The sequence below is a fragment of the Sphingomonas sp. SORGH_AS_0789 genome (assembly GCF_031453055.1).
Classification (GTDB): Bacteria; Pseudomonadota; Alphaproteobacteria; order Sphingomonadales; family Sphingomonadaceae; genus Sphingomonas.
Map to the genome: position 1 here is coordinate 3,635,620 of NZ_JAVIYV010000001.1, position 23,363 is coordinate 3,658,982.

Sequence of the window (23,363 nt, forward strand, 5' to 3'; positions counted from 1 at the left end):
CAAAACCAGACCGTGACAGGGTGCACCCTGTCCGGCCCCGCCGCAAGCAGAGACCCCACGAAAACTGTGGATAGCTGCCCGCCCGCTGGGGACAGGCAGCGAACCGATGTTATCCGTCGGGATCAGGATTCCGCCCCGGTCACGGGCGCGCTCGCCAGCCGGGCTTCCAGCGCGTCGAGCCGCGCCTTCAGCGCATCGGCCTCGTCCCGCGCGGCGACGGCCATCGCCTTGGCGACCTCGAACTCCTCGCGGCTGACGAAGTCGAGCCCGCCGATCCATTCGCGCGCGCGCGAACGGGCGCTGGCTTCCGCCTCACGCCCCATGCCCGCCACGGTGCCGGCCAGGCCGTTCATCACCTTGGCGAAATCGTCGAACAGCTTGTTGTCGGCCTGCATGATCAAATTCCCAAAAATCGTTTCACAGCATTTGGGACGTCTGGGCGCGCGGCACAAGGCTTTCCGCATTCGGATTGAGCTGACCGATCCGCCAGTTGAGCACGCCCGCGAACGAAAGCCATATCAAATAGGGCAGCATCAGCCACGCTGCGCCGCGCCGGATACGGGCAAAGGCGAAGGTGGTGGCGATCGAGACGGCCAGGATCGCGACGATCACGAACAATGCGATATCGACCAGATGCGCGCCGAAGAACAACGGCGTCCAGGCGAGGTTCAGTGCGAACTGGACGACGAACAGGCCGATCGCCACGCCCCGCCCCCGCGCGCCGCGCGCATGGACGATCATCGCCAGCGCCAGCCCGATCATGATGTAGAGCGTCGTCCAGACGACCGGAAAGACCCAGCCGGGCGGATTGAGTTCGGGCTTGGTCAGCGCCTGATACCAGACATTCTCGCTGCCCGAGGGGACCGCGCGGCCCGAGGCGAAGCCCAGCAGCAGGATCAGCGGAACGATCACGATGGCCCAGCGCAGGAACGACATCCGCAACTGTTCCTTTGATGCGATCGTGCCCAAGCGTGCCTCTCTTCCCATGATGGCGGTCGGTCTGCCGCAGTGCCACACAACAGTAAACGAAAAGCTGCCGCGAATGCGTGACAGCACCGTTCAATTTCGGGATGCGGCGACCAGAAACTCGATATTCCCCTCCGGCCCGGTGATCGGACTGGGCGTCACGCCGACGACGTGCCAGCCGATACCGGTCAGCCAGGCGACGACCGCCTCGCACACCCGCTGGTGCACCGCGGGATCGCGGACCACCCCGCCCTTGCCGACCTCGTCGCGCCCCGCCTCGAACTGCGGCTTGATCAGCGCGAGCAGCCGCGCCTCGGGCCCGGCAAAGCTCAGTGGGCGCTCCAGCACCTTGGCCAGACCGATGAAGCTGGCGTCGCACACGACCATGTCGACCGGCTCGGGGATTTGCGCTTCGGTCAGGATGCGCGCGCTGGTCTGTTCATGGACGACGACGCGCGGGTCCTGGCGCAGCGACCAGGCAAGCTGGTTGGTGCCGCTGTCCACCGCATAGACCTTTGCCGCGCCCTTTTGCAGCAGGACGTCGGTAAAGCCGCCGGTCGAGGAGCCGACGTCGATCGCCACCACGCCGCCCACGTCCCAGCCGAAATGGTCGAGGCCATGCGCCAGCTTGATGCCGCCGCGCGAGACCCAGGGGTGATCGCGGCCACGCACGTCGAGCGCGGCATCCTCGGGCAGTTGCTGGCCCGGCTTGGCGATCTTCGTTTCGCCCGAAAAGACCAGCCCGGCCATGATCATCGCCTGGGCGCGCGAACGCGATTCCACGAGTCCGCGATCCACGAGCATCTGGTCGACACGCTGCTTGGCCATAAGCGCCCCTATCCCGCGCCTCCGTCCGTCGCAAGCCGCGATCCGTCCGACGGAAAGCCTATTGCCTATTAGATTGATAGGAATATGTTGATGCCAAGGATCGGGAGTCGTAGGATCGATGCCCATCGCTCCACCGGCAGCCCGGCCCTGAGCCAAGGAGATGCCATATGGGTTCGTTCGCATCCTATGAGGCGCGCAAGCCGACCGTCCTCACCGTCCCCGGCCTGGGTGGGTCGGGCCGATCGCACTGGCAGAGTTTGTGGGAAGAGGCGCGGCCCGACACGATCCGGGTCGAGCTGGGCATGTGGTCGACCCCGCACCGCAACGCCTGGGTGACGCGGCTGGACGAGGCGATCAGGCAGGCGCAGGCGCCGGTGATCCTGGCGGCGCATTCGCTGGGCTGTCTGGCGGTGGCGTGGTGGGCGGAATTGTCGCCGCAACCCTATGGCTGGCCGGTCGCCGGCGCGCTGCTGGTGGCGCCAGCCGATGTCGATCGGCCGGACGCGCCCGACAGCCTGAAGGGCTTCGCACCCAGCCCACGCACCCCGCTTCCCTTCCCTTCGATCCTGGTCGCCAGCCAGGACGATCCCTGGATCTCGATCGAGCGGGCGCACAGCTTGGCGGTCGACTGGGGCAGCCACTTCGTCGATGCCGGGCATCAGGGACATATCAATGCCGCCAGCGGCCTGGGTTGGTGGCAGGAAGGGCAGGAGCTGCTCGGCCGGGTGATCGCGGCGAGCGGCATGGACCGGCCGACGCCTTCGGGCCCGTTACCCCCTTCTGAGGCGCGGGCGGTGCTGGCGGTGAATGCGACCGACGCGGCGCAGGCGCATTATCTGGGGCGGTCCTGACGGCGGGTTCGCGGCGGGTGCCGGGGCGTGCGCTTCGACTGCGCTCAGCGTGAACGGGCTGAAGGGATTGTGGCCACCCGCTCCCCCGCCCCGTTCAGTTACTCCCCCTCCCCGTTCAGCCTGAGCGAAGTCGAAGGCCAAGGGAATCCCTCACCACTCGGCGTACCCCGGCGAAGGCCGGGGCCCAGTTTCGATGAAGCTGAGAGGAAATAGAGACAGTGAGTGGGAGGCAAAGCCAATCGGTCGCATAGCCTCCCACGCCAATTACCCGCGCCATCGCGGTGCCATGGAAACTGGGCCCCGGCCTTCGCCGGGGAACGGCTAAACCAGGGAATGTCCTCGGCCTGCGACTTGGATCGAACCGAACGGAGGTCCGGGTCAGGCTGAAGCAGGTTCGCCCCGATCAACCGTATCGCCTTCGCCTTCCCGCTCGGCATCCGCCTTCGCCGCCGCGGTGGCGGCTTTCATCCGCCGCCACATGCGGACATTCACGCCCACCATCATGACCACCGCCAGCGTCGTGAAGACGATGACGGCGGTCCATCCCCGGATCACGCCCGCGCGCCTTCGGTGACATGGGTGCTGTTGTGGCGCAGCGCCTTCAGCACTGTCTCGACGATCGCATCGGCGTCGAGCCCGGCCTGCGCATATTGCACCTCGGGCTTGTCCTGATCCTGGAAGATATCGGGCAGGCGCATGGTGCGCAGCTTCAGCCCGCCGTCGATCAGCCCCTCGTCCGATGCCATGGTCAGGACGTGCGCGCCCAGGCCGCCGATCGCATTCTCCTCGATCGTCACCGCCACCTCATGCGTGGTCAGCATCCGGCGGATCAGCGCCTCGTCCAGCGGCTTGGCGAAGCGCAGGTCGGCGACCGAGGTCGACAGCCCCTTGGCCTCCAGCGTGTCGGCGGCGCGCAGCGCCTCGGCCAGGCGGGTGCCAAGCGACAGGATCGCGACCTTCTTGCCCTCGCGCACGACGCGGCCCTTGCCGATTTCCAGCCGTTCAGGCGTCGCGGGCAGCGCCACGCCGACGCCATTGCCGCGCGGATAGCGGACCGCGATCGGACCGCTGTCATGATGGACGCAGGTATGCACCATATGGATCAGCTCCGCCTCGTCGGCGGCGGCCATCACGACCATGTTGGGCAGGCTGGCGAGATAGGTGACGTCGAACGAGCCCGCATGGGTCGCCCCGTCCGCTCCGACCAGTCCGGCGCGGTCGATCGCGAAGCGGACCGGCAGGTTCTGGATCGCGACGTCATGGACCACCTGGTCATAGGCGCGCTGGAGGAAGGTCGAATAGATGGCGCAGAAGGGCCGCATACCCTGCGCGGCCAGTCCCGCCGCGAAGGTCACCGCATGCTGTTCGGCGATGCCGACATCGAAGAAGCGGTCGGGATAGGTGACGGCGAACTTGTCCAGCCCGGTGCCCGACGGCATGGCCGCGGTGATCGCGCAGATGGTCGGATCGGTCGCCGCCTCGCGGGCCAGCGCCTCGCCGAAGACATTCTGATAGGCGGGCGGTCCCGGCGGCGCCTTGGCCTGGGCGCCGGTGATGACGTCGAACTTCTGGACGCCGTGATATTTATCCGCCGCCGCCTCGGCCGGGGCATAGCCCTTGCCCTTCTTGGTGACGACATGGATCAGGATCGGGCCTTCCTCGGCGTCGCGGACATTCTCCAGCACCGGGATCAGATGGTCGAGATTGTGACCGTCGATCGGGCCGACATAGTAGAAGCCCAGCTCCTCGAACAAGGTGCCGCCCATGGTCATGCCGCGCGCGAACTCGTCGGTCTTGCGCGCCGCCTTCTGGATAGGACGCGGGAAGCGCTTGGCGAGCTTCTTGAGCACGTCGCGCACGCCCAGGAACTCGCGGCTCGACACCATGCGCGACAGATAGGCCGACAGGCCGCCGACCGGCGGCGCGATCGACATGTCGTTGTCGTTCAGGATGACGATCAGGCGATTGCCCGCCTGCTCGGCATTGTTCATCGCCTCATAGGCCATGCCCGCCGACATCGCGCCGTCGCCGATCACCGCAATGCCCTTGCCCGGCGTTCCCGCCAGCTTGTTCGCCACCGCAAAGCCCAGCGCCGCCGAGATCGAGGTCGAGCTGTGCGCCGCGCCGAACGGATCATATTCGCTTTCGGTCCGCTTGGTGAAACCCGACAGGCCACCGCCCTGGCGGATGGTGCGGATACGCTCGCGCCGCCCGGTCAGGATCTTGTGCGGATAGCATTGGTGCCCGACGTCCCACACCAGCCGATCGGCGGGCGTGTCGAACACATAATGGAGCGCGACCGTCAGCTCGACCACGCCCAGCCCCGAGCCGAGATGCCCGCCGGTCGTGCCCACCGCCGAAATCGTCTCGGTTCGCAGCTCGTCGGCGAGTTGTCGCAACTGTTCAGGAGCCAGTCGACGCAAATCGTCGGGAGTGTGGACCGTGTCAAGCAACGGGGTCTGAGGAATATCTGCCATCACACCGGCTTATCGCAGCAAATCGGTGGTGTCGATTGCATCCGTCGGCCGGATCTTGATTGACGTCTGCGGTCATCGCGCCAGAAACGGGACATGTTTACCTTTCGCTGGGCCGAACCCAAGGACCTCGAACCCATTGCGGTCCTGATGGACCGCGCCATCGCAACGCTTCAGCACGGATTTCTTTCCCCGGCCGAAATCCGCGCCAGCCGCTCGGTCATGGGGCTCGACACGCAATTGGTCGCCGACGGCAGCTATCTGCTGGCCGAATGCGAGGGGCGGCTGGCGGGATGTGGCGGATGGAGCCGCCGCGCGACGCTTTATGGCGGCGACCACAGCCTGGGCCTGCGCGACGCCGCGCTGCTCGATCCAACGACCCAGCCCGCGCGCATCCGCGCGATGTACACCGACCCGGATTTCGTTCGTCGGGGCCTGGGTCGGGCGATCCTGGCGCGGTGCGAGGAGGCCGCGCGGGCGGCGGGCTTCCACTCAGCGGAGATGATGGCGACGCTGGCCGGCGAACCGCTCTACCGCGCCTGCGGCTATGCGGTGATCGCGCCCGTCCGGTCCGCGCCGGTCGAGGGGGTCACGGTGCCGCTGATCCGCATGGGAAAATGGCTATAATCTGCCGAGTCGCGGCCGATTCGACGCGCTGGACAAAAGGAGTACAAATGGGTAGCCGCCACGGATGGCAGCCTCCCTGTTTCTTCTCCTGGCGGTAATTCTGGCGTTCGCCGGGGGAGGCGGGCCCTGGACCATGGTCGCGACGGTCGCGCTGGCGACGGCATCGGGCACGACCTTTCCCGATCTCGACAGTCCGTTGCGGCTCCAGCATCGCAGCGCGGTGGTGCACAGTGTGCTGCCGCTCTATATCGCGATGCTCGATCCCCGGACATGGCCGGTGGCGGCGGGGCTGGGTTTCGGGATCGGATTCCACCTGGCGGCCGATCTGTTTCCTACGACGATGCGCGGCTATGCCACCATCAAGATGCCGCTGCTCGGGTCGATCGGCGTGCTTCCGTCCTATTTGTGGATCGCGGTCCATGCGGGTGCCAATCTGGTCGGCGGGGTCCTGATCCTGGAGCGGATCGGCACGCGCCCGGCCACCACCTGCGCACTGGCGGCGGCGGGGGTGCTGGGGGCGGCCTATCTGATGCGCACGCAGGGCGGGCTCTACGCGCTGGCGCTGCTGACCGGGCTGGGCTGGCTGATGCTGCGCTGAGCAGCGGGCCGGATCAGTCCTTGGCGCAGTCCGCGCAGCGGCCGCGCACCTCGATCACCGGACGCTCGGGGCGGAACCCCGCGCCGCGCGCCGCGTCGCGCACCGCGCCGGTCAGGTGATCGTCGTCGATATGCATCGTCTGCCCGCATTTGTCGCACACCAGGAAGATGCAGTCGTGCAGGCAGTCGGGATGCGCATTGGCGACATAGGCGTTGGCGCTTTCCACCCGGCGGGCGAGATTGGCGCCGACGAACAGGTCGAGGATGCGATAGACGCTGTTCGCGGCGACCCGCCGCCCCTGCGCCTTCGACATGGCATCGGCGATGTCATAGGCGCTGGCGGGCTTTTCGAACCCGGCCAGTGCCTCGAACACGCTGGCGCGCATCGACGTCCATTGTTCGCCCGCGCGTTCCAGCGTGGCTTTCGCGGCGACGGCCAGATCGGCGCCTTCGGGTTCCTGATGTTGATGCGCATGCGCCATGGCGTTGATTTAGGTGGTGGCGACACGGGGAGCAAGGTCCGCCGTCATGCCGGTGCGCGCATCCTTTCGCGAAGAGGGCATTCGGTCCACTATCCGCCGCCGCCGCCGCTTCCTATGATGGCATCATGTTGCAGCCGAGCCCCGCCTTCATGATCACCGCCCGCCCCCGCGCCATCGCCCGCTGGCTGTTCGCCGTGGCGGGGCTGATCGTGACGATGGTGATCGTGGGCGGCATCACCCGCCTGACCAATAGCGGGCTGTCGATCACCGAATGGAAGCCGATCACCGGCATCGTCCCCCCGCTGACCGACGCGCAGTGGCAGGCGGAGTTCGCCAATTACAAGCGCATCCCCGAATATTGGACCTTCAACCGCGACATGACGCTGGCCGGGTTCAAGGCGATCTTCTTCTGGGAATATCTGCACCGCGTGCTGGCTCGGGTGATCGGCATGGCCTTTGCCCTTCCGCTGATCTGGTTCTGGGCGAGGAAGGCGATCCCGGCCGGATACAAGCCGCGCCTGGTCGCGCTGCTGGCGCTGGGCGGGCTGCAGGGCGCGGTCGGATGGTGGATGGTCGCGTCGGGCCTGGTCGACCGGACCGATGTCAGCCATATCCGGTTGACCGTCCACATGCTGACCGCATTCTTTATCCTGGCGGGGATCGTCTGGACCGCGCTGGACCTGGCGGCTCTCCATCGCAACCGGCTGGCGGCTCCGGCGCGACTGACGGCGCTGGGTGCGGGCGCGCTCGTCCTGCTGTTCGTGCAGCTGATGTTCGGCGCGCTGACCGCCGGGCTGGATGCGGGCTATGCCTTTTCCAGCTGGCCGCTGATGGGCGATGCCTGGTTCCCCGCGGGCACGCCGATGATGACGCCCGCCATCGCCAACGCCTTCGACAATCCGGTCGTCGTCCAGTTCATCCATCGCTGGTTCGCCTTTGCGGCGGCGGCGATGCTCGTGCTGATGGCGGCGCGCGCGATCCGCGCCGGCGCCCTGCGCGCAGGCTGGCTGGTGATCGTGCTGGTCGTCGTCCAGATCGGGCTGGGCATCGCCACGCTGCTGTCGGGTGTCCAGATCGACATCGCGGTGGCGCATCAAGCCAATGCCGCGCTGCTGCTGATCGCCGCGACCGCCGCCGCGCACCGGCTGGGCAGCCACCCCGGAGCCCTCAAGGTATCATAATACCCGTCAGCAAAGCCGCGCTTTGCTTGACTTTTTGGGGCACCTCCAGCATTGGCCACTCGTCCGCGCCGCCCGAGACAAAGGGCGGCGTGTTGCATTTCAAACCGAAAGGTCTCACGCCCATGAAGGCGCTCATGAAGACCACCAAGGCGGCCAAGCCGCACGAGGTGGAGAAGAAGTGGCATATCGTCGACGCCGACGGCCTGGTTGTCGGCCGCGCCGCCACCATCATCGCGAACATCCTGCGCGGCAAGCACAAGCCGTCGTTCACCCCGCACGTCGATTGCGGTGACAATGTCATCGTCATCAACGCGGACAAGGTGCGCTTCACCGGCAACAAGCTGGGCCAGAAGGTGTACTACAAGCACACCGGTTACGCCGGTGGTATCAAGGGCATCACCGCCGCCAAGGTCCTGGAAGGCCGCTTCCCCGAGCGCGTCCTGGAAAAGGCCGTCGAGCGCATGATCCCCCGTGGTCCGCTGGGCCGCCAGCAGATGCGCAACCTGCGCATCTTCGCCGGCACCGAGCATCCGCACGCCGCGCAGAACCCCGAAGTGCTCGACATCGCGAGCATGAACCGCAAGAACAAGGTGGGCGCATAATGTCCGACAACCGCCAGTCGCTCGCCGATCTCGGCGCCACGCTGAACCAGCAGGCCGCCGCCGCTTCGGCGCAGCCCGCCGCCGTCGCCGGTGAAGCCCCCGCCGCTCCCGTCGAGCGCGTCAACACCACCCCGCTGCGTCAGCAGGAACTGGACAAGTTCGGCCGCGCCTATGCGACCGGCCGTCGTAAGGACGCCGTCGCTCGCGTCTGGCTGAAGCCGGGTTCGGGCAAGATCACGATCAACGGTCGTGACCAGGAAGTCTATTTCGCGCGTCCGACGCTGCGTCTCGTCATCAACCAGGTGTTCGGCATCACCGAGCGCGAAGGTCAGTATGACGTCGTCTGCACCGTCAAGGGCGGCGGTCTGTCGGGCCAGGCCGGTGCGGTCAAGCACGGCATCAGCCAGGCGCTGACCAAGTACGAGCCGGTTCTGCGCGCTCCGGTCAAGGCCGCTGGCTTCCTGACCCGCGACAGCCGCGCCGTCGAGCGTAAGAAGTATGGCCGCGCCAAGGCGCGTCGCAGCTTCCAGTTCTCGAAGCGCTAATGGCGACTTGCCCTGGATGGCCCATGCCATCCGGGGACTTGCCACGGCACGAAGGGGCGGTCCGGCAACGGGCCGCCCTTTTGGCATTCCGGCCAGGTGATCCTCACCGCGACGGCCGCGCCTTGATCAGTGCCACGACCGGGATAACGCAGGCCAGGATCGCCAGGCCGAGGCCCGCCAGCGCCGCCCAGATGCCGATGGCGACACCACCATAATAGGCGCCGATCACGAAGCCGAGCAGCGGCAGGATGATCAGCGACAGGCATCCGATAACCATCATGATGCCTATCAACGACACCGCCCTCGCCTGTGTTCCGCGCGGGCCGGGCCGACAAACCCCTTCGCAGTCGCAACATGACGGCGTAGGAGCACTTCATGGCCAACTTGCTCTGGATTCCCGCCACCATCGCCGCCTCGGTCTTCCAGGTCGGCCGCAACGCGCTGCAACGCGGCGTCATGTCCTCCTCCGGGCCCTGGGGCGCGACGCTGGTGCGTTTCCTGTTCGGGCTGCCCTTCTCGTTGCTGTTCGTCGCGGTGGCGCACAGCGTGATGCCGGGCGTCGACCTGCATTGGGGCGGCGCCTTCTGGCTGTCGGCCACGGTCGGGGCCGCGTCGCAGGTGCTGGCGACCGCCGCGCTGCTCGCCGCCATGGACCGCGCCGGGTTCGCGGTGGGCACCGCGCTCCAGCAAAGCTCCTTGCCGCTCGCCGCGCTGCTCGGCCTGGTCGTCTATCATGACCGGATCAGCGGCATCGCCTGGGCCGGGGTCGCGATCACGACCGCCGGGCTGGTCGCCTTGTCCTGGCCCGCGCCCGACCAGCGGCGCGGGTCGCTGATCGGAGCGGCGCTGGGCCTGGCCTCGGGGCTGTTCTTCGGCTTTTCGCTCAACGCCTTTCGCCATGCTGCGCTGGCGCTCGACCCGGTGCATCCGATCTTCGCCGCACTGGTGTGTGTCGCGGTGGTGCAGGCGATGCAGACGGTCGCGCTCGGCCTCTATCTGGCGTGGCGCGATCCGGCGGTGCTGGCGGAGGTGCTGCGCCGCTGGCGGCCCTCGCTGGGCGCGGGGCTGTGCGGGGCCTGCGCCTCTGCGGGATGGTTCGTCGCGCTGGCCCTGTCCCCGGCGGCCCCCGTCCGCGCGCTGGGCATCATCGAAGCGCCGATCGCCGCCATGGCCGGACACCGCCTGTTCCGGGAGACGCTGAAACTGCGTCAGATCCTGGCGGGCATCGCGATCGTCGGCGGCGTGGTGCTGACCACCCTGTTCTGACGTGGACGCTATAGCCGGACGATGGCGGTGGCGATGCGCTCGGCCTCGTCCGGGTCGTGCGTCACCATCAGGATCGGGATGCCGGTCGTGTCCCGCACCGCCACCAACGCATCCAGTATCTCGCCCCGCCGCCCCCGGTCGAGCGAGGAGAGCGGCTCGTCGAGCAGCAGGACGCGTGGTCCGCTGAGCAGCGCGCGCCCGATCGCCACGCGCCGCGCCTCGCCACCCGACAGGGTGCGCGGCCAGCGGTCGAGCAGATGGCCGATGCCCAGCATCGCGACGACCCCGTCCCGGTCGCCGCCCGCCTGCCGCATGCCGTAGCGCAGATTGGCCGCGACCCGCATATGCGGGAACAGCCGAGGCTCTTGAAAGACATAGCCGATCCGTCGCCGCTCGGGCGGCACGTCGATCCGCGCCGGGCCGTCGAACAGCGTCTCGCCATCGACGCGGACATGGCCGCTTTCGGGCCGCACCAATCCGGCTACCATCTGCAGGATGCTGGTCTTGCCGACCCCCGATGGCCCGAACAGCACGGTCGCGCCGGGCCCGGTGGCGAAGCGCGCCGCGATGAGGCTCTCCCCGCGCCGGACCGAGACGTCGATATCAAAGGACATGCAGCCCCCGGCCCATGCGCCGCGCCAGCCATTCGGACGCGATCAGCGCGACCAGCGACAGCGCGACCGATACCCCCGCCAGCCGCCACACCATCGCCTCGCCATCGGGGCGTTGCAGCGCGGAGTAGATGGCGAGCGGCAGCGTCGCGGTCTCGCCCGGCACGTTGGAGACGAAGGTGATGGTGGCGCCGAACTCGCCGATCGAGCGCGCAAAGCCCAGCACCAGCCCCGCCAGCACGCCCGGCGCGCACAGCGGCAGGGTGATGGTGGCGAAGACCCGCCACCGCCCCGCCCCCAGCGTCCGCGCCGCCTGCTCCAGCCGGGGATCGACCGCCTCGATCGACAGGCGGATGGCGCGCACCACCAGCGGCAGGGCCATCACCCCCGCCGCGATCGCCGCGCCGGTCCAGCGGAACAGCACGCTCACCCCGAACCACGCCGCCAGCCGCGACCCGATCGGCCCGGCGGGGCCGAAGGCGAGCAGCAGCACCCAGCCCGTCACCACCGGCGGCACCACCAGCGGCAGGTGCACGATCCCGTCGAGCAGAACCCGCCCCGGAAACCGCCCCCGCGCCAGCGCCCAGGCGATGACGAAGGCGACCGGCACCGTGACCAGCATCGCCGATCCCCCGACCAGCAGCGACAGCCGGACGATCCCCCATTCCTCGGCCGACAGCATCATGCCGTCATCGCGTCGAAAAGCCGTAGCGTCGGAAGATCGCCTTGCCCTCGCCCGAAAGCAGGAACCTTCGGAAGCCTTCCGCTTCCGGGTTGGTCGAGGATTTCAGCCGTGCGAGCGGATAGGTGATGGGCGGATGGCTGGCCGCCGGGAACATCCCCGCCACGCGGACGCGCGGTGCCGCCCTGGCATCGGTGGCATAGACGATGCCATAGGGGGCCGCGCCACGCTCAACGAGCGCCAGCGCGGCACGGACATTCTCGGCACGGACGACATGCGGGGCCACCATGGACCAGGCTCCTAGCCGCTCCAGCGCGGCCTTGCCATATTTGCCCGCAGGCACGCTGTCGGTGTCCGCCATGGCGAGCGGCCCGGCCGACAGCGTCCGGCCGAGCGTGCGCGTCGTCACATGACCACCCTGCCCGGCCGGAGCGATCACCACCAGTCGATTGCCCAGAAAGGCGCTCCGGGTCCGCGCGGCGAGCAGGCCGCCGCGTTCCAGCACGTCCATCCATTCCTCGTCGGCAGAGGCGAACAGGTCGGCCCTGCCCCCCGCCTGGACCTGCCGCGCCAGCGCCGAGGAGGCGGCGAACGAGATGACGGGACGGACATGCCCCCGCCTGGCCCAGGCATCGGCGGCGGCGGTCATCGACTCCTGAAGACTGGCGGCCGCCAGTATCAACGGCGCGCGTTCCTGGGCCGCGGCGGGCACCGCGCCCAATGACGCAATGAACGGCAAGACTTTGCACGCTACCAGACACAGCTTCTTTCGTCGGCTCGACATGTTCTTTCCTTGGTTATGTTGGCGCGGCAATTACGCGTCGACCTTGACAACAAAATGTCGTAATTTCAGACATTTGTCATTGTATCGCGCCATCTTCCCGAATAACTCCGTTATCGGAGCGGCGTAAGGACGACGCCGGACTACAGGGGAATGATAATGATGATGCAGGGACTCACTCTGCCCGCCACAGACCGGCTTCGCCGCGCGCTGATGACATCGAGCGCGTTGCTGGCGCTGCCCGCCGCCGCACAGGCGCAAAGCTCGGCCGAAACACCGCGCCCGCAGATCGCCCAGGACTATGCCAGCGCCGCCAACGCGATCGAGGCCGTACCGGGCCTGCGCGTCACCGACGAACCGCAGATCGTCATCTCCCAGCCGGGCACCGCGACCAGCGCGATCGACAATGCCGGGGGCGTCAACGGGGTCGGACAGATGTTCGTCTCCGCAGGTGGCGGCAGCCTCAGCCTGTGCACCGGCACGCTGATCAACCCGCGCACGGTCATCTTCGCTGCGCATTGCGTCAACACCCGCGCCGCCGCCGATTACGGCACGGCGCGCGGCGGTACGCCGATCTCGTTCGGGTTCAAGACCGACAATCTGACCGGCGTGCGCGAATGGCTGCTCGACACGCTGGGCGGCCGCGCCAATCCCGACCAGTTCAAGACCAAGGCCGCCAACGCGCTCTACAATGTCAACCAGGTCAGCTGGAATCCCGCGTCGCAGCGGACCGGCTTCCTGGAAGGCGACGTGGCGCTCGCCACGCTCGACACGCCCGCGACCGGCATCCCGACCTGGGCGCTGCTGTTTTCCGCCCTGCCCGCGCCCGCCTCGATCAGCAACGACAGCGGCACCGGCTATCACGTGACCGTCACCGGCTATGGCCGCAGCGGCGTCGGCAACCAGGGCGACACCAACGGCATCGATTTCCGCCGTCGCGTCGCGGAAAACTATATCGGCATGCTGGGCTCGCTCGACGACCGCAATCTGTGGCTGTTCGGCCAGGGCGCGAACCTGCCGCAAAATCTCTACCAGATCGACTTCGACGATCCCCGTCGCGGCACCTCCTCCGCCAGCCGGTTCGACTTCAACCTGTTCCGCGACAAGGCACTGCCCAATGAGGGCACGACGGCGGGCGGCGATTCGGGCGGGCCGCTGATCCTCGATCGCACCTTTGCGCGGCAGGTCGTGATCGGCGTGCTGTCGGGCGGCAGCCGTTTCTACAACGCGCAGGCTTCGTCCAGCTACGGCACTTCGTCCTTCTACCAACCGCTCTACCTCTTCTGGGACTATATCGCCGCCAACAACCCCTATCGCTATGCCGCCGCCAAGGCCGGCGACGGCGCCTGGGAGGATGGCACGCACTGGGTGACGACGACCGACCCGGCCTATCAGATCATCCAGAACGGCCAGCTGACGAATGGCGTTCCCACCTCGCCCGGCCTCGGCCTCGCAAACGATCCGACCAACAAGTTCGGCGACATTTGTGACGGCGTCGAATGCTATAATGTCAAGACCGGCGCGGTCACGCGGCAGGATGGCGACGGCACCGGACAGACCGGCACGGGCGAAGCCAATGCGGCGGGCAAGGCGATTCTGACCGAGACCAGCCGGACCGCCACCGACGAAGCCCAGGCCTCGGGCAGCGCGACGGCGGCGGCGCTTCCGGCCGCGACCATCGCCAACGGCCTGCCGGGCGCGACCAACTTCGTGCCGAACAATGTCGACCCCAGCCGGACGGTCGCGGCGCGCTATTACGACGTCACCCTGTCGGCGGCGGGCAATACGACGCTGAGCTCCTCGGCGACGGTCGACCGCTTCACGCTGAACGGGTCGCAGGCGCGGCTGACCGTGGCGAGCGGCGGCACCCTGTCCACGGTGGCCGAGTTCAACCATCTGGCGGGCATGGTCGCCAATAGCGGCACGATCAATGCGGGCGGCGATTACCTGATGCTCGCGGGCGGGCTTCAGGGCACGGGGCGGATCAATAGCCGCTTCTTCACCAGCGTCTCGGGCATGATCGCGCCGGGGACCACGGGCACGATCGGGACGCTGACCTTCGGCGGCAACGTCATCCTGGCCTCGGGCACGCAGCTGCTGATCGATGTCGGGCCGGGCGGCACGGCGGACAAGATCGCCGTCGTCGCCAACAATGGCAGCGGCGGGCAGCTGAACGTGGGCGGATCGGTCGGCTTCGCACCGGTCAGCGGGCAGGTGATCCGCGCGGGCGACGTCTATACCATCGCCACCGCGACCGGCGGGATCAGCGGCCAGTTCAACAGCCCCGCCGCGCTCAGCGCCATCCTGACCCCGACGCTCAGCTATTCGGCCAATGCGATCACCGCGCGGATCGTCGCGGGCTCCTATGCCAATGTCGTCAACGCCACGCCGTACCAGACCGCCTATGCCCGGCTGCTCGACCAGAATCGCAGCAACCAGGCCAATCTCCCGAGCCTGTACGGCACGCTCGACCTGGCCTCGGCCGCGTCGATCCGCACCTCGTTGGAGGGGCTGGCCCCCTCGACCGAGGCGCTGAAGCGGGCGCAGGGCACGATGGCGCTCGACAACACGGCGCGCTTCTACCGCGAGCATCTCGCCACCCTGTCCCCGCGCGAGGGGCTGGGCGGCACGCTGACCATGGTCGGCCAGCCGGTGCAGGTCGCCAGCCTTGCGATGAGCAATCTGGCCGGCACCCAGCCGCAGATGGCGACCGACAGCGGCGGCGTGTCGATGCGCGAGAATGTCCTGCCCGAAAATGTAGCGGTGTTCCTGGCGGGCGGCTATCTCGACGGCCGGTCCCGCGCCCTGCCACAGACGACCAGCGCGAACGTCCGCGACCGGTTCGACGGCTTCTATGTCGCGACCGGCATCGAGACCGAGGTGGACGAGGCGAGCATCATCGGCTTCGGCTTCTCCTACACCAAGACGACCGGCAACACCTCGTTCGGGCAATATGCGCGCGGCGACCTGTATCAGGGCACGCTCTACGGCAAGACCGAGCTGGGTGGCGTCTCGCTGGACAGCCAGTTCAGCGCGGGCGTGTTCCAGGCGCGGACGCAGCGCAACGTTTCGCTGGCGGGGGTCGCCTATGACCTGCGGTCGCGCGACAACGCACTTGCGCTGTCGAGCGAGGTCGGGCTGGCCAAGACCTATAGTTTTGGCGGTCTGAAAATCGGCCCGCGTATCGCCGCGCGGGTCAGCCATCTGGGCTTCACCCCCACGGCCGAGACGGGCGGCGGCCCTGCCCTGCGTTATGATCGCCAGGATTATAACAGCGTGCAGGGGCGTGCCGGGCTGATGCTCAGTTCGGACGGACCGTTCCGCCCCTATGCCTCGGCCTATTACGTCCATGACTTCCAGGATCGGCCGGGCGTGTTCGGCGCGAATTTCGCAGGCGGCATCGGCCCCTCCGCGCTGTTCGCACTGCCGGGCCAGGACAAGAACTGGGGCGAAGCGAGCATGGGCGTGTCCTATGTCGCGGGCCGGGTCCAGCTGTCGCTGGGCGCCGACACGACCTTCGAGCGCCGGGATGTAGAGAACCAGTCCTATCGCGGCACGATCAAGATCGCGTTCTGATACACTGAAGGGCGGCCGCTTTACTCCCTGGGCGGCCGCCCCGCTTGTACTGCACGTCTTTCCGAAAACCCATTGGCGGACCGCCGTCCGCCATGCGATGGATCGGTGTTCTCGGGGGGATTGTCTTGATGCTTGCGGCTTTAATGTGGGCGATCGCTTTGGCTACACCGTCTGCGGATGTCGCCGTGAAGCCGTGTTCGCTTCGGCGGCTAACAGGCTGCGATACGGTCAATCCCCTATCTTGGCGTCCGGACTTCCAGCAGGCATTGGCTCAGTTTTTGGGGAGAGATGGCCGCAAGCGCATCAGCCTGCTCTACCATAATGGCCGCCTGATCGATCAAGTCAAAGCCGTTCTGGGCGGACCGCCCGACGCCCGCCGGGATTTACCGGATGGCAGCCACCTCTTCACCGCCTGCCGCGTTCATTCCTGCGATGAAAAGGGTGCGATCCTACTCGATCCACAAGGTGAGATACATGCGATTGCTGTCATAAGCTATCACTGCGGCAGGGGTCCCAAGCCGTGCGAGAGCCTACCTCAACTCGACCTGTTCGTACGGAACCGCAAGGCGATCGATGGAGCACAAAGGCATCTGTCCCAATGGGCTCACGCGGTCGTCCCTAAGGATCTCGCCGCCATGCCGATGACGGTGCATGAGCTACCGACCCGACCGGGCGCTCGGCTTTAAACAGCCACGCGTCCGGCCGGTCCGGGTTCTTACGCCTCGTCACCCATGCGCAGCGCCGCGATGAAGGCTTCCTGCGGGATGCTGACCGAGCCGTATTCGCGCATCTTGGCCTTACCCTTTTTCTGTTTTTCCAGAAGCTTGCGCTTACGCGTTGCGTCGCCACCATAGCATTTGGCGGTCACGTCCTTGCGCATCGCACTGATCGTCTCGCGTGCGATCACCTTGCCGCCGATCGCTGCCTGGATCGGAATCTTGAACAGGTGGCGTGGGATCAGTTCCTTCAGCCGCTCGCACATGCCGCGTCCGCGCGTTTCGGCGGTGCCGCGGTGGACGATCATCGACAGCGCGTCGACCGGCTCTTCATTGACCAGGATCGACATCTTCACGAGGTCGCCCTCGCGATAGCCGATCTGGTGATAGTCGAAGCTGGCATAGCCCTTCGACAACGACTTCAGCCGATCATAGAAGTCGAACACGACTTCGTTGAGCGGCAGTTCATAGGTCGCCTGCGCGCGCCCGCCGACATAAGTCAGGTTCTTCTGAATGCCGCGCCGGTCCTGGCACAGCTTCAGGATCGAGCCCAGATATTCGTCGGGGACATAGATGGTCGCCTCGATCCACGGCTCGCTGATCGACTCGATCTTGTTGGGATCGGGCATGTCGGCCGGGTTGTGCAGGTCGATCTGCCCGCCGTCGTGCGTCAGTTCGATCTGATAGACCACCGACGGCGCGGTGGTGATCAGGTCGAGGTCATATTCGCGGGTCAGCCGCTCCTGGATGATCTCCAGATGGAGCAGCCCCAGGAAGCCGCAGCGGAAACCGAAGCCGAGCGCAGCCGAGGTTTCCATCTCGAAGCTGAACGAGGCGTCGTTCAGCCGCAGCTTGCTGATCGACTCGCGCAGCTTTTCAAAGTCGTTGGCGTCGACCGGGAACAGGCCGCAGAACACGACCGGCTGGACTTCCTTGAAGCCCGGCAGCGCCTGCTCGGTCGGCTTCTTGGCGTCGGTCAGCGTGTCGCCGACGCGCGCCTGCGCCACGTCCTTGATCTGCGCGGTGATGAAGCCGATTTCGCCGACGCCCAGCTCGGTCAGCTGCTCGATCTTCGGGCGGAAACAGCCGACGCGGTCGATCAGGTGGGTGGTGCCCGCCTGCATGAACTTGATCTGCTGACCCTTTTTCAGCGTGCCTTCCATCACGCGGACCAGGATGACGACACCCAGATAGGGGTCGTACCAGCTGTCGACCAGCATCGCCTTCAGCGGCGCGGTCGCGTCGCCCTTGGGCGCGGGGATGTTCTTGACGATCGCTTCCAGAATGTCGCCGATGCCGATGCCGGACTTGGCGCTGGCCAGCACCGCGCCCGAGGCGTCGATACCGATCACATCCTCGATCTCGGCGCGGACCTTTTCGGGTTCGGCGGCGGGCAGGTCGATCTTGTTGATGACGGGCACGATCTCATGGTCATGCTCGATCGACTGATAGACATTGGCCAGCGTCTGCGCCTCGACGCCCTGGGCGGCGTCGACGACCAGCAGCGCGCCTTCGCACGCCGCCAGCGACCGGCTGACCTCATAGGCGAAGTCGACATGGCCCGGCGTGTCCATCAGGTTCAGCGTATAAGTCTCGCCATCCTGCGCCTTGTACGCCAGGCGCACGGTCTGCGCCTTGATGGTGATGCCGCGTTCCTTCTCGATCTCCATATTGTCGAGAACCTGTTCGCTCATCTCGCGGTCGGTCAGGCCGCCGGTGAACTGGATCAGGCGATCGGCGAGCGTCGACTTGCCATGGTCGATATGCGCGATGATGGAGAAGTTGCGGATCTTGTCGAGCGGCGTGGACACGGGGGGAATGGTTTCCTGAAAAGCTATTCGATGACGCCGTTAGCAAAGATGCGGGCGGATGCCAAAGTGCTCTAGCGCGGCGATGCAATTTGCATAGCGGCTTTCGCCCTGCCCCTCGATCAACCGGTATGCCACGCCGCGCCGATCCAGCTCGGCGCGCGACAGGTCGAAGAAGCGTTGCCGCGCCGCGCGCGTGCCGAACAGGCGGGTGCCGTCCTCGACCCAGGGGAGATCGGGGGCGAAGAGAAGATAGACGTCGGACAGCCGGTTCCACGTCGCGAACCAGGGATCGCGCGCGGCGAACAGCATGTCGGCCCAGACGGCGGTCATCAGCGGATCGGTATCGGTCACGACCGGCCATGGCCCCTTCGCCATCGCCCGGGCCAGCCGGGCATCATGCCCCTGCCCGATCGCCACCAGATCGGCCATGGTGAAGTCGGTGCCATGCGCCTCGGCATAGTCGCGGCCATATTCGCCCAGATAGCATCCGCCCAATGCCCGGGCGAGGCGCGGCCCGACGGTCGATTTGCCGGTGCTTTCGGGCCCATGCAGGCAGATGCTCGTCACGCCCGCCCCCGCCATTCGCGATAGCCCCACAGGCTCAGCCCCAGAAAGATGACATAGAGGATGGCGGTCAGCGTCAGCCCCTTCACCGCATAGAGCGCGATGGAGGACAGATCGACGACGATCCAGAGAATCCAGTTCTCCAGCCGCCGCCGCGCCAGCAATATCTGCGCCGCGACGCTGGCAACGGCATTGGACGCATCCCAGAAGGGCATCGCCGCATCGGTCCAGCGTGCCATCGCGGCCCCCCAACCGAGCGAGGCGATCGCGATCCCCGCCAGCCACACGCCACGCGCGCGCAAGGACAGCGTCTCCACCGTCACCTCGCCCGCCTGCGCGACGCTGCGCCGCCAGACGATCCAGCCATAGAGGTTGAGCGCGAAGAAGAAGAGTTGCAGCGCGGCGTCGCTGTACAGCCGCTCCCGCCAGAACAGCAGCGCATAGAGCGATACCATCACCAGCGCGACGGGATAGTTCCACAGGCTGCGCCGCACGACGAGCGTGACGTTCGCGACCCCGAGGACGAAGGCGATGGACTCAAGCCAGGTCATCGGACCGGGACAGGCCGGACCACCGTCAGCGGCGAATGTCCCTCGCCAGGAAGACCGGCGCTCGCCGACGCCTGCGGGCCGGAAGAGTCCTTCCCATTCCTCATAGCGGATCGGCCCGAAGTCGAAGGGTTACCATAGTGGGATCGCCCGATAGGCTAGCTGCGTGCATTTGCGATAGTCACAATCGACGGCCCCAATATCATGGCCGACAGCCCCACCTCGTGCATCGCACAACTCAGGATTGTGTCGGCTCTGTCGATCAATTCCGGGTCAACGGCACCGCCGTCAATCCCGTCGGTGGAGCTGCAGCCCCCAACAGCCCCCCCTTCGGAAAGGGCAGGTAGGACAGAGGACGATCAGGGCGAAACTCGCGCCTTATTCCCGACATGCCATCAAGCCGTCGCCCCGCAATACCCCTTGAGAAACGCAAGATGGTCCGGGATCGGCTGTAACTGCCGCGAAAGCCGTTGGTCCAGTCCGTCGAACGAATCCTTAAGCGCCTGACGGCTCAGCATTCCGGGAATGCGATGATGGGCTTTCGGGACAAGTCCCTGTCCCAGCATCACCGAGACCCAGGAATCGATCTTGAACAGATCGTCCTGCCCCTGCCACGCCCCCGCGCTTTCGGCGAACAATGCGATCCGTTGCGCGAGGGTCTCGGGCACGCGCATCGTCGAGCAGCGCTGCCAGAATGGCGAGTCCGTTCGCTCCGTCTGTGCGTAATGCAGGATGATGAAGTCGCGGATATGCTCCCATTCGTGACGCGACTGGGCATTGAACCGCGTCCGCAGCGCCGCGCTGTCCTGCCCCTGAAAGGGAAAGCCTTGGATCAGGCGCATCACCGCGATCATGACCAGATGGATGCTGGTCGACTCCAGCGGCTCGATGAACCCCGCCGCAAGCCCCAGCGCCACGCAGTTGCGGCTCCAGGCCCGGCGACGCATTCCGGCGCGGAATTGCAGGGCGCGGGGCTCGGACAGCAGCATACCCTCGATCCCCGCCATCAGGGTGGCGGTCGCCTCGTCCTCGCTCATATGGGCCGAGGCATAGACCAGGCCATTGCCCACCCGCGTCTGGAGCGGGATGCGCCAGCGCCAGCCCGCCCGGTGCGCGATGGCGCGGGTATAAGGGACCGGAGCCGCGACGGCCTCGGTCTGGACCGCGATCGCCCGGTCGCAGGCCAGCCATTCGCTCCAGTCCTCGAAACCCGTCTCCAGCGCACCCTCGATCAGCAGCGCGCGAAAGCCGGTGCAGTCGAGGAACAGGTCCCCCTCGATCCGGTCGCCCGATACCAGATGCAGCGCGGCGATGTCGCCGCCCTCGCCGTGGCGCTCGATGCTGGCGATGCGGCCCTCGACCCGGCGCACCCCGGCGGGTTCGGCGATCCCGCGCAGGAAGCGGGCATAGGCGGTGGCATCGAGATGATAGGCATAGGCCAGGGTCCCGGCCTCGTCCCGTCCGAACCGGCCCGCCGCCGCCGCCCGCGCCTCGAGCGAATAGTCGATATAGGCGCCGCCGAACCCGTGACGCCGCGCCTCCAGCCAGAAATGCTGGAAATCGGCGATCGCCACGGATCGCCCCACGGTTCCGAACGGATGGAAATAGCGGTCGCCGACCCGGCCCCAATTCTCGAACCCGATGCCCAGCTTGAAGGTCGCCTGGGTGGCGCGCATGAACGCCGCCTCGTCGATGCCGAGAAATCCATGGAAGCTGCGCGCGGTGGGAATGGTGGACTCACCCACTCCGACGGTGCCGATCTCGTCGGATTCGACCAGGACGACTTGGACGAGCGGCCCCAATTGCCGCACGAGCGCGGTGGCGGCCAGCCACCCGGCGGTCCCGCCCCCCGCGATGACGACCCGCGTCGGCGGACAGGGATCGCTCATCGGTTCAGCCTTTGCAGAAGATAGGCGCGAAGCCGCCGCGCCATCGCCTCGTCGAGCGGCGCGAGCGGGCCGTGCGACGCCGGGGGCAGATGCGCGACGACCGCTTCGGGATCGCCAAAGACATAATGGTCGAAGATCGCGCGCCAGGCCCGCTTTTCCGCCGGCGGTCGATCGCGCAGCGACAGCATGGCGTGCATCACCGTATCCATCGGCGTGTCCAGATAGGCGGGCGCGGTGTTCCACCAGTAGTTGACGAGGACGTTGAACGCCTCCAGCGCCTCGACATGGTGCCACCATAGCGCCGGATAGACCAGCAGGTCGCCGGGTTCGAGTTCCGCCACCACGGCCTCGGCCATGGCGGCAGCCAAACGGGGATAGCGATCGAGGTCGGGCCGGGCGAAGTCGACCATGCTGACGACCTGCCCGCCCGGCGTCGGGGCCAACGGTCCGGGATAGAGGTTGGCGATCTGGTCGGGCGGGAACAGGGTGAAGCGACGCCGACCGACCGCGCAGATCGCCGCATTGTTCGCCATGTCGTAATGCGCCGAGGCGATGGTGCGATTGCCGATCCAGATACTGGCCAGCGGCGGATGGCGGACGAACAGGCCATCCGACGGCACAAGGTCATTCTCGGCGCGAAAGCCGGGCAGATAGGCGTCGAGATCGGTCGACCCCATATAGAGCGCGGGCGCCTCCCCTTCCCCGTCCGCCCCGTCGAGCAACCGCGCCAGCAGATCGCGAAGCGGCAGCGTATGGCTCTTGAAGTTCAGCGCGGTGGCCGTCTCGTCATAATGGAAACGCCCCCGGATCGCCGCGTCGCCGACATAGCCCGTCACCGGCCGTCCGCGATCGAAGCGAAGGAGATAGTCGGCGGCCGTATGCGCGGAAATCCGCCCCGCGCGGACCAGCGGCCAGTCGGCGGCATAGCCCCGCAGGATGACCGGCTCGTCCCGCTGGACCAGCGCGGCGAGATCGAGGGGCCGCGTGCCGGTCATCTCGCGGGCGTGACGCGCGGCGGACAGGCGATCAGCCATGCACATCGCCGACCAGCTTGCGATCGATCAGATGGCGCAGATTGCCCAGCGAGGACGCGATCCAGAATGCCGGGCGCAGATAATCCTTTGCATGAAGGTCGCCAAGCGCCCCGCCCTCCAGCGCCGCCAGGCGCGCGCTATCGATCGTCAGGCAGTCCGGCACCTTGTATCGCCGCCCCTCGTCCAGGTCGAGTTGCAGCACGGCGGGCGTCAGCAGGTCGAGCGCCGCCCAGGCCTCGTACATGGCCTGCTCGGTCTGCACGCCCTCATAAATGCGTTGCAGCATGACCGAGACATGGTCGAGCAGCGGCGCATTGCCGCCATGTTCGCGAAAGACGGGCATGCCGTCCGTGCTCAGTCGGGGATGCTCGGGATCGATGAAGATCATCGGTTCACCGGCGGGGTCGTGACCGATCGAAAACGGCCCGCGCGCACGGGTCGCCGGGATGTAGCGGGCGTCCCAGCGATCGCCCTTCAGGAACAGGTTCTCGTCCGGGTCCAGGCCCAGAAGGATGGTCGCATATAGCGCACCCGCTTCGTCCCGGCGCAGCAATATGGCGTATTCGCGCTGAAGCTCCTCGAACTCGGCGGGGAATACGCGGGTCTGGTTGATGGCGTCGCCGAAGCGCGCATGATGACCCATCGCGACGCGAAGGTCGCGATGGTCGATATTGTTGAGCAGGACAGGTGCGGCCATGATCGCCCCATGTACCCGGAAGACCGCGGAGGGGA

The 23,363-nt window shown here is 67.0% G+C and carries 25 protein-coding genes; 9 read left to right on the forward strand and 16 right to left on the reverse strand.

The genetic code is table 11. The features are described 5' to 3' along the window. Positions 1–122: 122 nt before the first annotated feature. The 3 genes from QE360_RS16425 to QE360_RS16435 form a co-directional block, all read right to left on the reverse strand. Positions 123–395 carry an accessory factor UbiK family protein gene (locus QE360_RS16425; protein WP_307098121.1) on the reverse strand — a complete coding sequence of 91 codons (273 nt, stop codon included), beginning with the start codon at positions 393–395 and terminating at the stop codon, positions 123–125. 22 nt (positions 396–417) lie between these two features. Then, on the reverse strand, positions 418–936 hold the full coding sequence (locus tag QE360_RS16430) for a TspO/MBR family protein (RefSeq protein WP_309703288.1): 519 nt from the start codon (positions 934–936) through the stop codon (positions 418–420). A 123-nt stretch (positions 937–1,059) separates the two neighbouring features. Beyond that, complete coding sequence (locus QE360_RS16435) at positions 1,060–1,794, reverse strand: TlyA family RNA methyltransferase (protein WP_309703291.1); 735 nt, start codon at positions 1,792–1,794, stop codon at positions 1,060–1,062. A 167-nt stretch (positions 1,795–1,961) separates the two neighbouring features. On the opposite strand from QE360_RS16435, the gene QE360_RS16440 reads away from it, so the two are divergent. Continuing rightward, entirely contained in the window at positions 1,962–2,645 is a 684-nt protein-coding gene (locus tag QE360_RS16440; protein ID WP_307098115.1) for an alpha/beta hydrolase, read from the forward strand. Between the two features lie 378 nt (positions 2,646–3,023). On the opposite strand, the gene QE360_RS16445 is transcribed toward QE360_RS16440, so the two are convergent. Continuing rightward, the gene (locus QE360_RS16445) at positions 3,024–3,200 is read right to left on the reverse strand and encodes a hypothetical protein (protein ID WP_309703292.1); all 177 of its coding nucleotides are present in this window, start codon (positions 3,198–3,200) and stop codon (positions 3,024–3,026) included. Further along, entirely contained in the window at positions 3,197–5,122 is a 1,926-nt protein-coding gene (gene dxs, locus QE360_RS16450) for a 1-deoxy-D-xylulose-5-phosphate synthase (protein WP_309703293.1), read from the reverse strand. The genes QE360_RS16445 and dxs overlap by 4 nt, the downstream gene beginning before the upstream one ends. A gap of 93 nt (positions 5,123–5,215) precedes the next feature. Between dxs and QE360_RS16455 the strand changes: the two genes are divergently transcribed. Together QE360_RS16455 and QE360_RS16460 are read left to right on the forward strand one after the other, a co-directional pair. Beyond that, the gene (locus QE360_RS16455; protein ID WP_309703295.1) at positions 5,216–5,746 is read left to right on the forward strand and encodes a GNAT family N-acetyltransferase; all 531 of its coding nucleotides are present in this window, start codon (positions 5,216–5,218) and stop codon (positions 5,744–5,746) included. 64 nt (positions 5,747–5,810) lie between these two features. Further along, positions 5,811–6,344, forward strand: coding sequence for a hypothetical protein (locus tag QE360_RS16460; protein WP_309703297.1), 534 nt, complete (start codon positions 5,811–5,813; stop codon positions 6,342–6,344). A 13-nt stretch (positions 6,345–6,357) separates the two neighbouring features. Here the strand turns inward: QE360_RS16460 and QE360_RS16465 are convergent, their stop codons facing one another. Beyond that, the gene (locus QE360_RS16465; protein WP_307098104.1) at positions 6,358–6,825 is read right to left on the reverse strand and encodes a Fur family transcriptional regulator; all 468 of its coding nucleotides are present in this window, start codon (positions 6,823–6,825) and stop codon (positions 6,358–6,360) included. A gap of 125 nt (positions 6,826–6,950) precedes the next feature. Here QE360_RS16465 and QE360_RS16470 point away from each other — a divergent pair, with 125 nt between their 5' ends. The 3 genes from QE360_RS16470 to rpsI all read left to right on the forward strand — a co-directional run bounded on the left by QE360_RS16470 (position 6,951) and on the right by rpsI (position 9,153). Then, a complete protein-coding gene (locus tag QE360_RS16470) occupies positions 6,951–8,006 on the forward strand; it encodes a COX15/CtaA family protein (RefSeq protein WP_309703299.1) in 1,056 nt (351 codons plus the stop codon). Positions 8,007–8,128: 122 nt separating this feature from the next. Next, positions 8,129–8,608: a 50S ribosomal protein L13 gene (gene rplM, locus QE360_RS16475; protein WP_037568175.1), complete on the forward strand. Its 480-nt coding sequence runs from the start codon at positions 8,129–8,131 to the stop codon at positions 8,606–8,608. Next, positions 8,608–9,153 carry a 30S ribosomal protein S9 gene (gene rpsI, locus QE360_RS16480; RefSeq protein ID WP_309694698.1) on the forward strand — a complete coding sequence of 182 codons (546 nt, stop codon included), beginning with the start codon at positions 8,608–8,610 and terminating at the stop codon, positions 9,151–9,153. The genes rplM and rpsI overlap by 1 nt, the downstream gene beginning before the upstream one ends. Before the next feature lie 103 nt (positions 9,154–9,256). On the opposite strand, the gene QE360_RS16485 is transcribed toward rpsI, so the two are convergent. Then, complete coding sequence (locus tag QE360_RS16485) at positions 9,257–9,433, reverse strand: hypothetical protein (RefSeq protein ID WP_309703301.1); 177 nt, start codon at positions 9,431–9,433, stop codon at positions 9,257–9,259. Positions 9,434–9,528: 95 nt separating this feature from the next. Here QE360_RS16485 and QE360_RS16490 point away from each other — a divergent pair, with 95 nt between their 5' ends. Further along, positions 9,529–10,419 carry a DMT family transporter gene (locus QE360_RS16490; protein WP_309703303.1) on the forward strand — a complete coding sequence of 297 codons (891 nt, stop codon included), beginning with the start codon at positions 9,529–9,531 and terminating at the stop codon, positions 10,417–10,419. Between the two features lie 8 nt (positions 10,420–10,427). Here the strand turns inward: QE360_RS16490 and QE360_RS16495 are convergent, their stop codons facing one another. From QE360_RS16495 to modA, 3 genes are read right to left on the reverse strand one after another with little or no spacing between them, the layout of a single operon-like run. Beyond that, positions 10,428–11,033 (reverse strand): ATP-binding cassette domain-containing protein, encoded by a 606-nt coding sequence (locus tag QE360_RS16495; protein WP_309703305.1) that lies wholly within the window; start codon positions 11,031–11,033, stop codon positions 10,428–10,430. Then, positions 11,023–11,712 carry a molybdate ABC transporter permease subunit gene (gene modB, locus QE360_RS16500; protein ID WP_307104498.1) on the reverse strand — a complete coding sequence of 230 codons (690 nt, stop codon included), beginning with the start codon at positions 11,710–11,712 and terminating at the stop codon, positions 11,023–11,025. The genes QE360_RS16495 and modB overlap by 11 nt, the downstream gene beginning before the upstream one ends. 7 nt (positions 11,713–11,719) lie before the next feature. Then, on the reverse strand, positions 11,720–12,496 hold the full coding sequence (gene modA, locus QE360_RS16505; protein WP_309703308.1) for a molybdate ABC transporter substrate-binding protein: 777 nt from the start codon (positions 12,494–12,496) through the stop codon (positions 11,720–11,722). 156 nt (positions 12,497–12,652) lie between these two features. Here modA and QE360_RS16510 point away from each other — a divergent pair, with 156 nt between their 5' ends. Both QE360_RS16510 and QE360_RS16515 read left to right on the forward strand, forming a co-directional pair. Further along, on the forward strand, positions 12,653–16,069 hold the full coding sequence (locus QE360_RS16510; RefSeq protein WP_309703310.1) for an autotransporter domain-containing protein: 3,417 nt from the start codon (positions 12,653–12,655) through the stop codon (positions 16,067–16,069). A 92-nt stretch (positions 16,070–16,161) separates the two neighbouring features. Then, the gene (locus tag QE360_RS16515; protein ID WP_309703312.1) at positions 16,162–16,755 is read left to right on the forward strand and encodes a hypothetical protein; all 594 of its coding nucleotides are present in this window, start codon (positions 16,162–16,164) and stop codon (positions 16,753–16,755) included. Between the two features lie 29 nt (positions 16,756–16,784). Here the strand turns inward: QE360_RS16515 and lepA are convergent, their stop codons facing one another. The 6 genes from lepA to QE360_RS16545 all read right to left on the reverse strand — a co-directional run bounded on the left by lepA (position 16,785) and on the right by QE360_RS16545 (position 23,328). Then, positions 16,785–18,596, reverse strand: coding sequence for a translation elongation factor 4 (lepA, locus tag QE360_RS16520; protein ID WP_183951813.1), 1,812 nt, complete (start codon positions 18,594–18,596; stop codon positions 16,785–16,787). Between the two features lie 39 nt (positions 18,597–18,635). Then, positions 18,636–19,163, reverse strand: coding sequence for an AAA family ATPase (locus tag QE360_RS16525; protein WP_309703315.1), 528 nt, complete (start codon positions 19,161–19,163; stop codon positions 18,636–18,638). Further along, the gene (gene pnuC / locus QE360_RS16530) at positions 19,160–19,711 is read right to left on the reverse strand and encodes a nicotinamide riboside transporter PnuC (RefSeq protein WP_309703317.1); all 552 of its coding nucleotides are present in this window, start codon (positions 19,709–19,711) and stop codon (positions 19,160–19,162) included. Before pnuC ends, QE360_RS16525 begins: the two co-directional genes overlap by 4 nt. A gap of 392 nt (positions 19,712–20,103) precedes the next feature. Next, positions 20,104–21,597 carry a tryptophan 7-halogenase gene (locus QE360_RS16535; protein ID WP_309703320.1) on the reverse strand — a complete coding sequence of 498 codons (1,494 nt, stop codon included), beginning with the start codon at positions 21,595–21,597 and terminating at the stop codon, positions 20,104–20,106. After that, positions 21,594–22,631, reverse strand: coding sequence for a cupin-like domain-containing protein (locus QE360_RS16540; protein WP_405052630.1), 1,038 nt, complete (start codon positions 22,629–22,631; stop codon positions 21,594–21,596). The genes QE360_RS16535 and QE360_RS16540 overlap by 4 nt, the downstream gene beginning before the upstream one ends. Further along, entirely contained in the window at positions 22,624–23,328 is a 705-nt protein-coding gene (locus QE360_RS16545) for a SapC family protein (RefSeq protein WP_309703322.1), read from the reverse strand. Before QE360_RS16545 ends, QE360_RS16540 begins: the two co-directional genes overlap by 8 nt. Between the last annotated feature and the right edge of the window lie 35 nt (positions 23,329–23,363).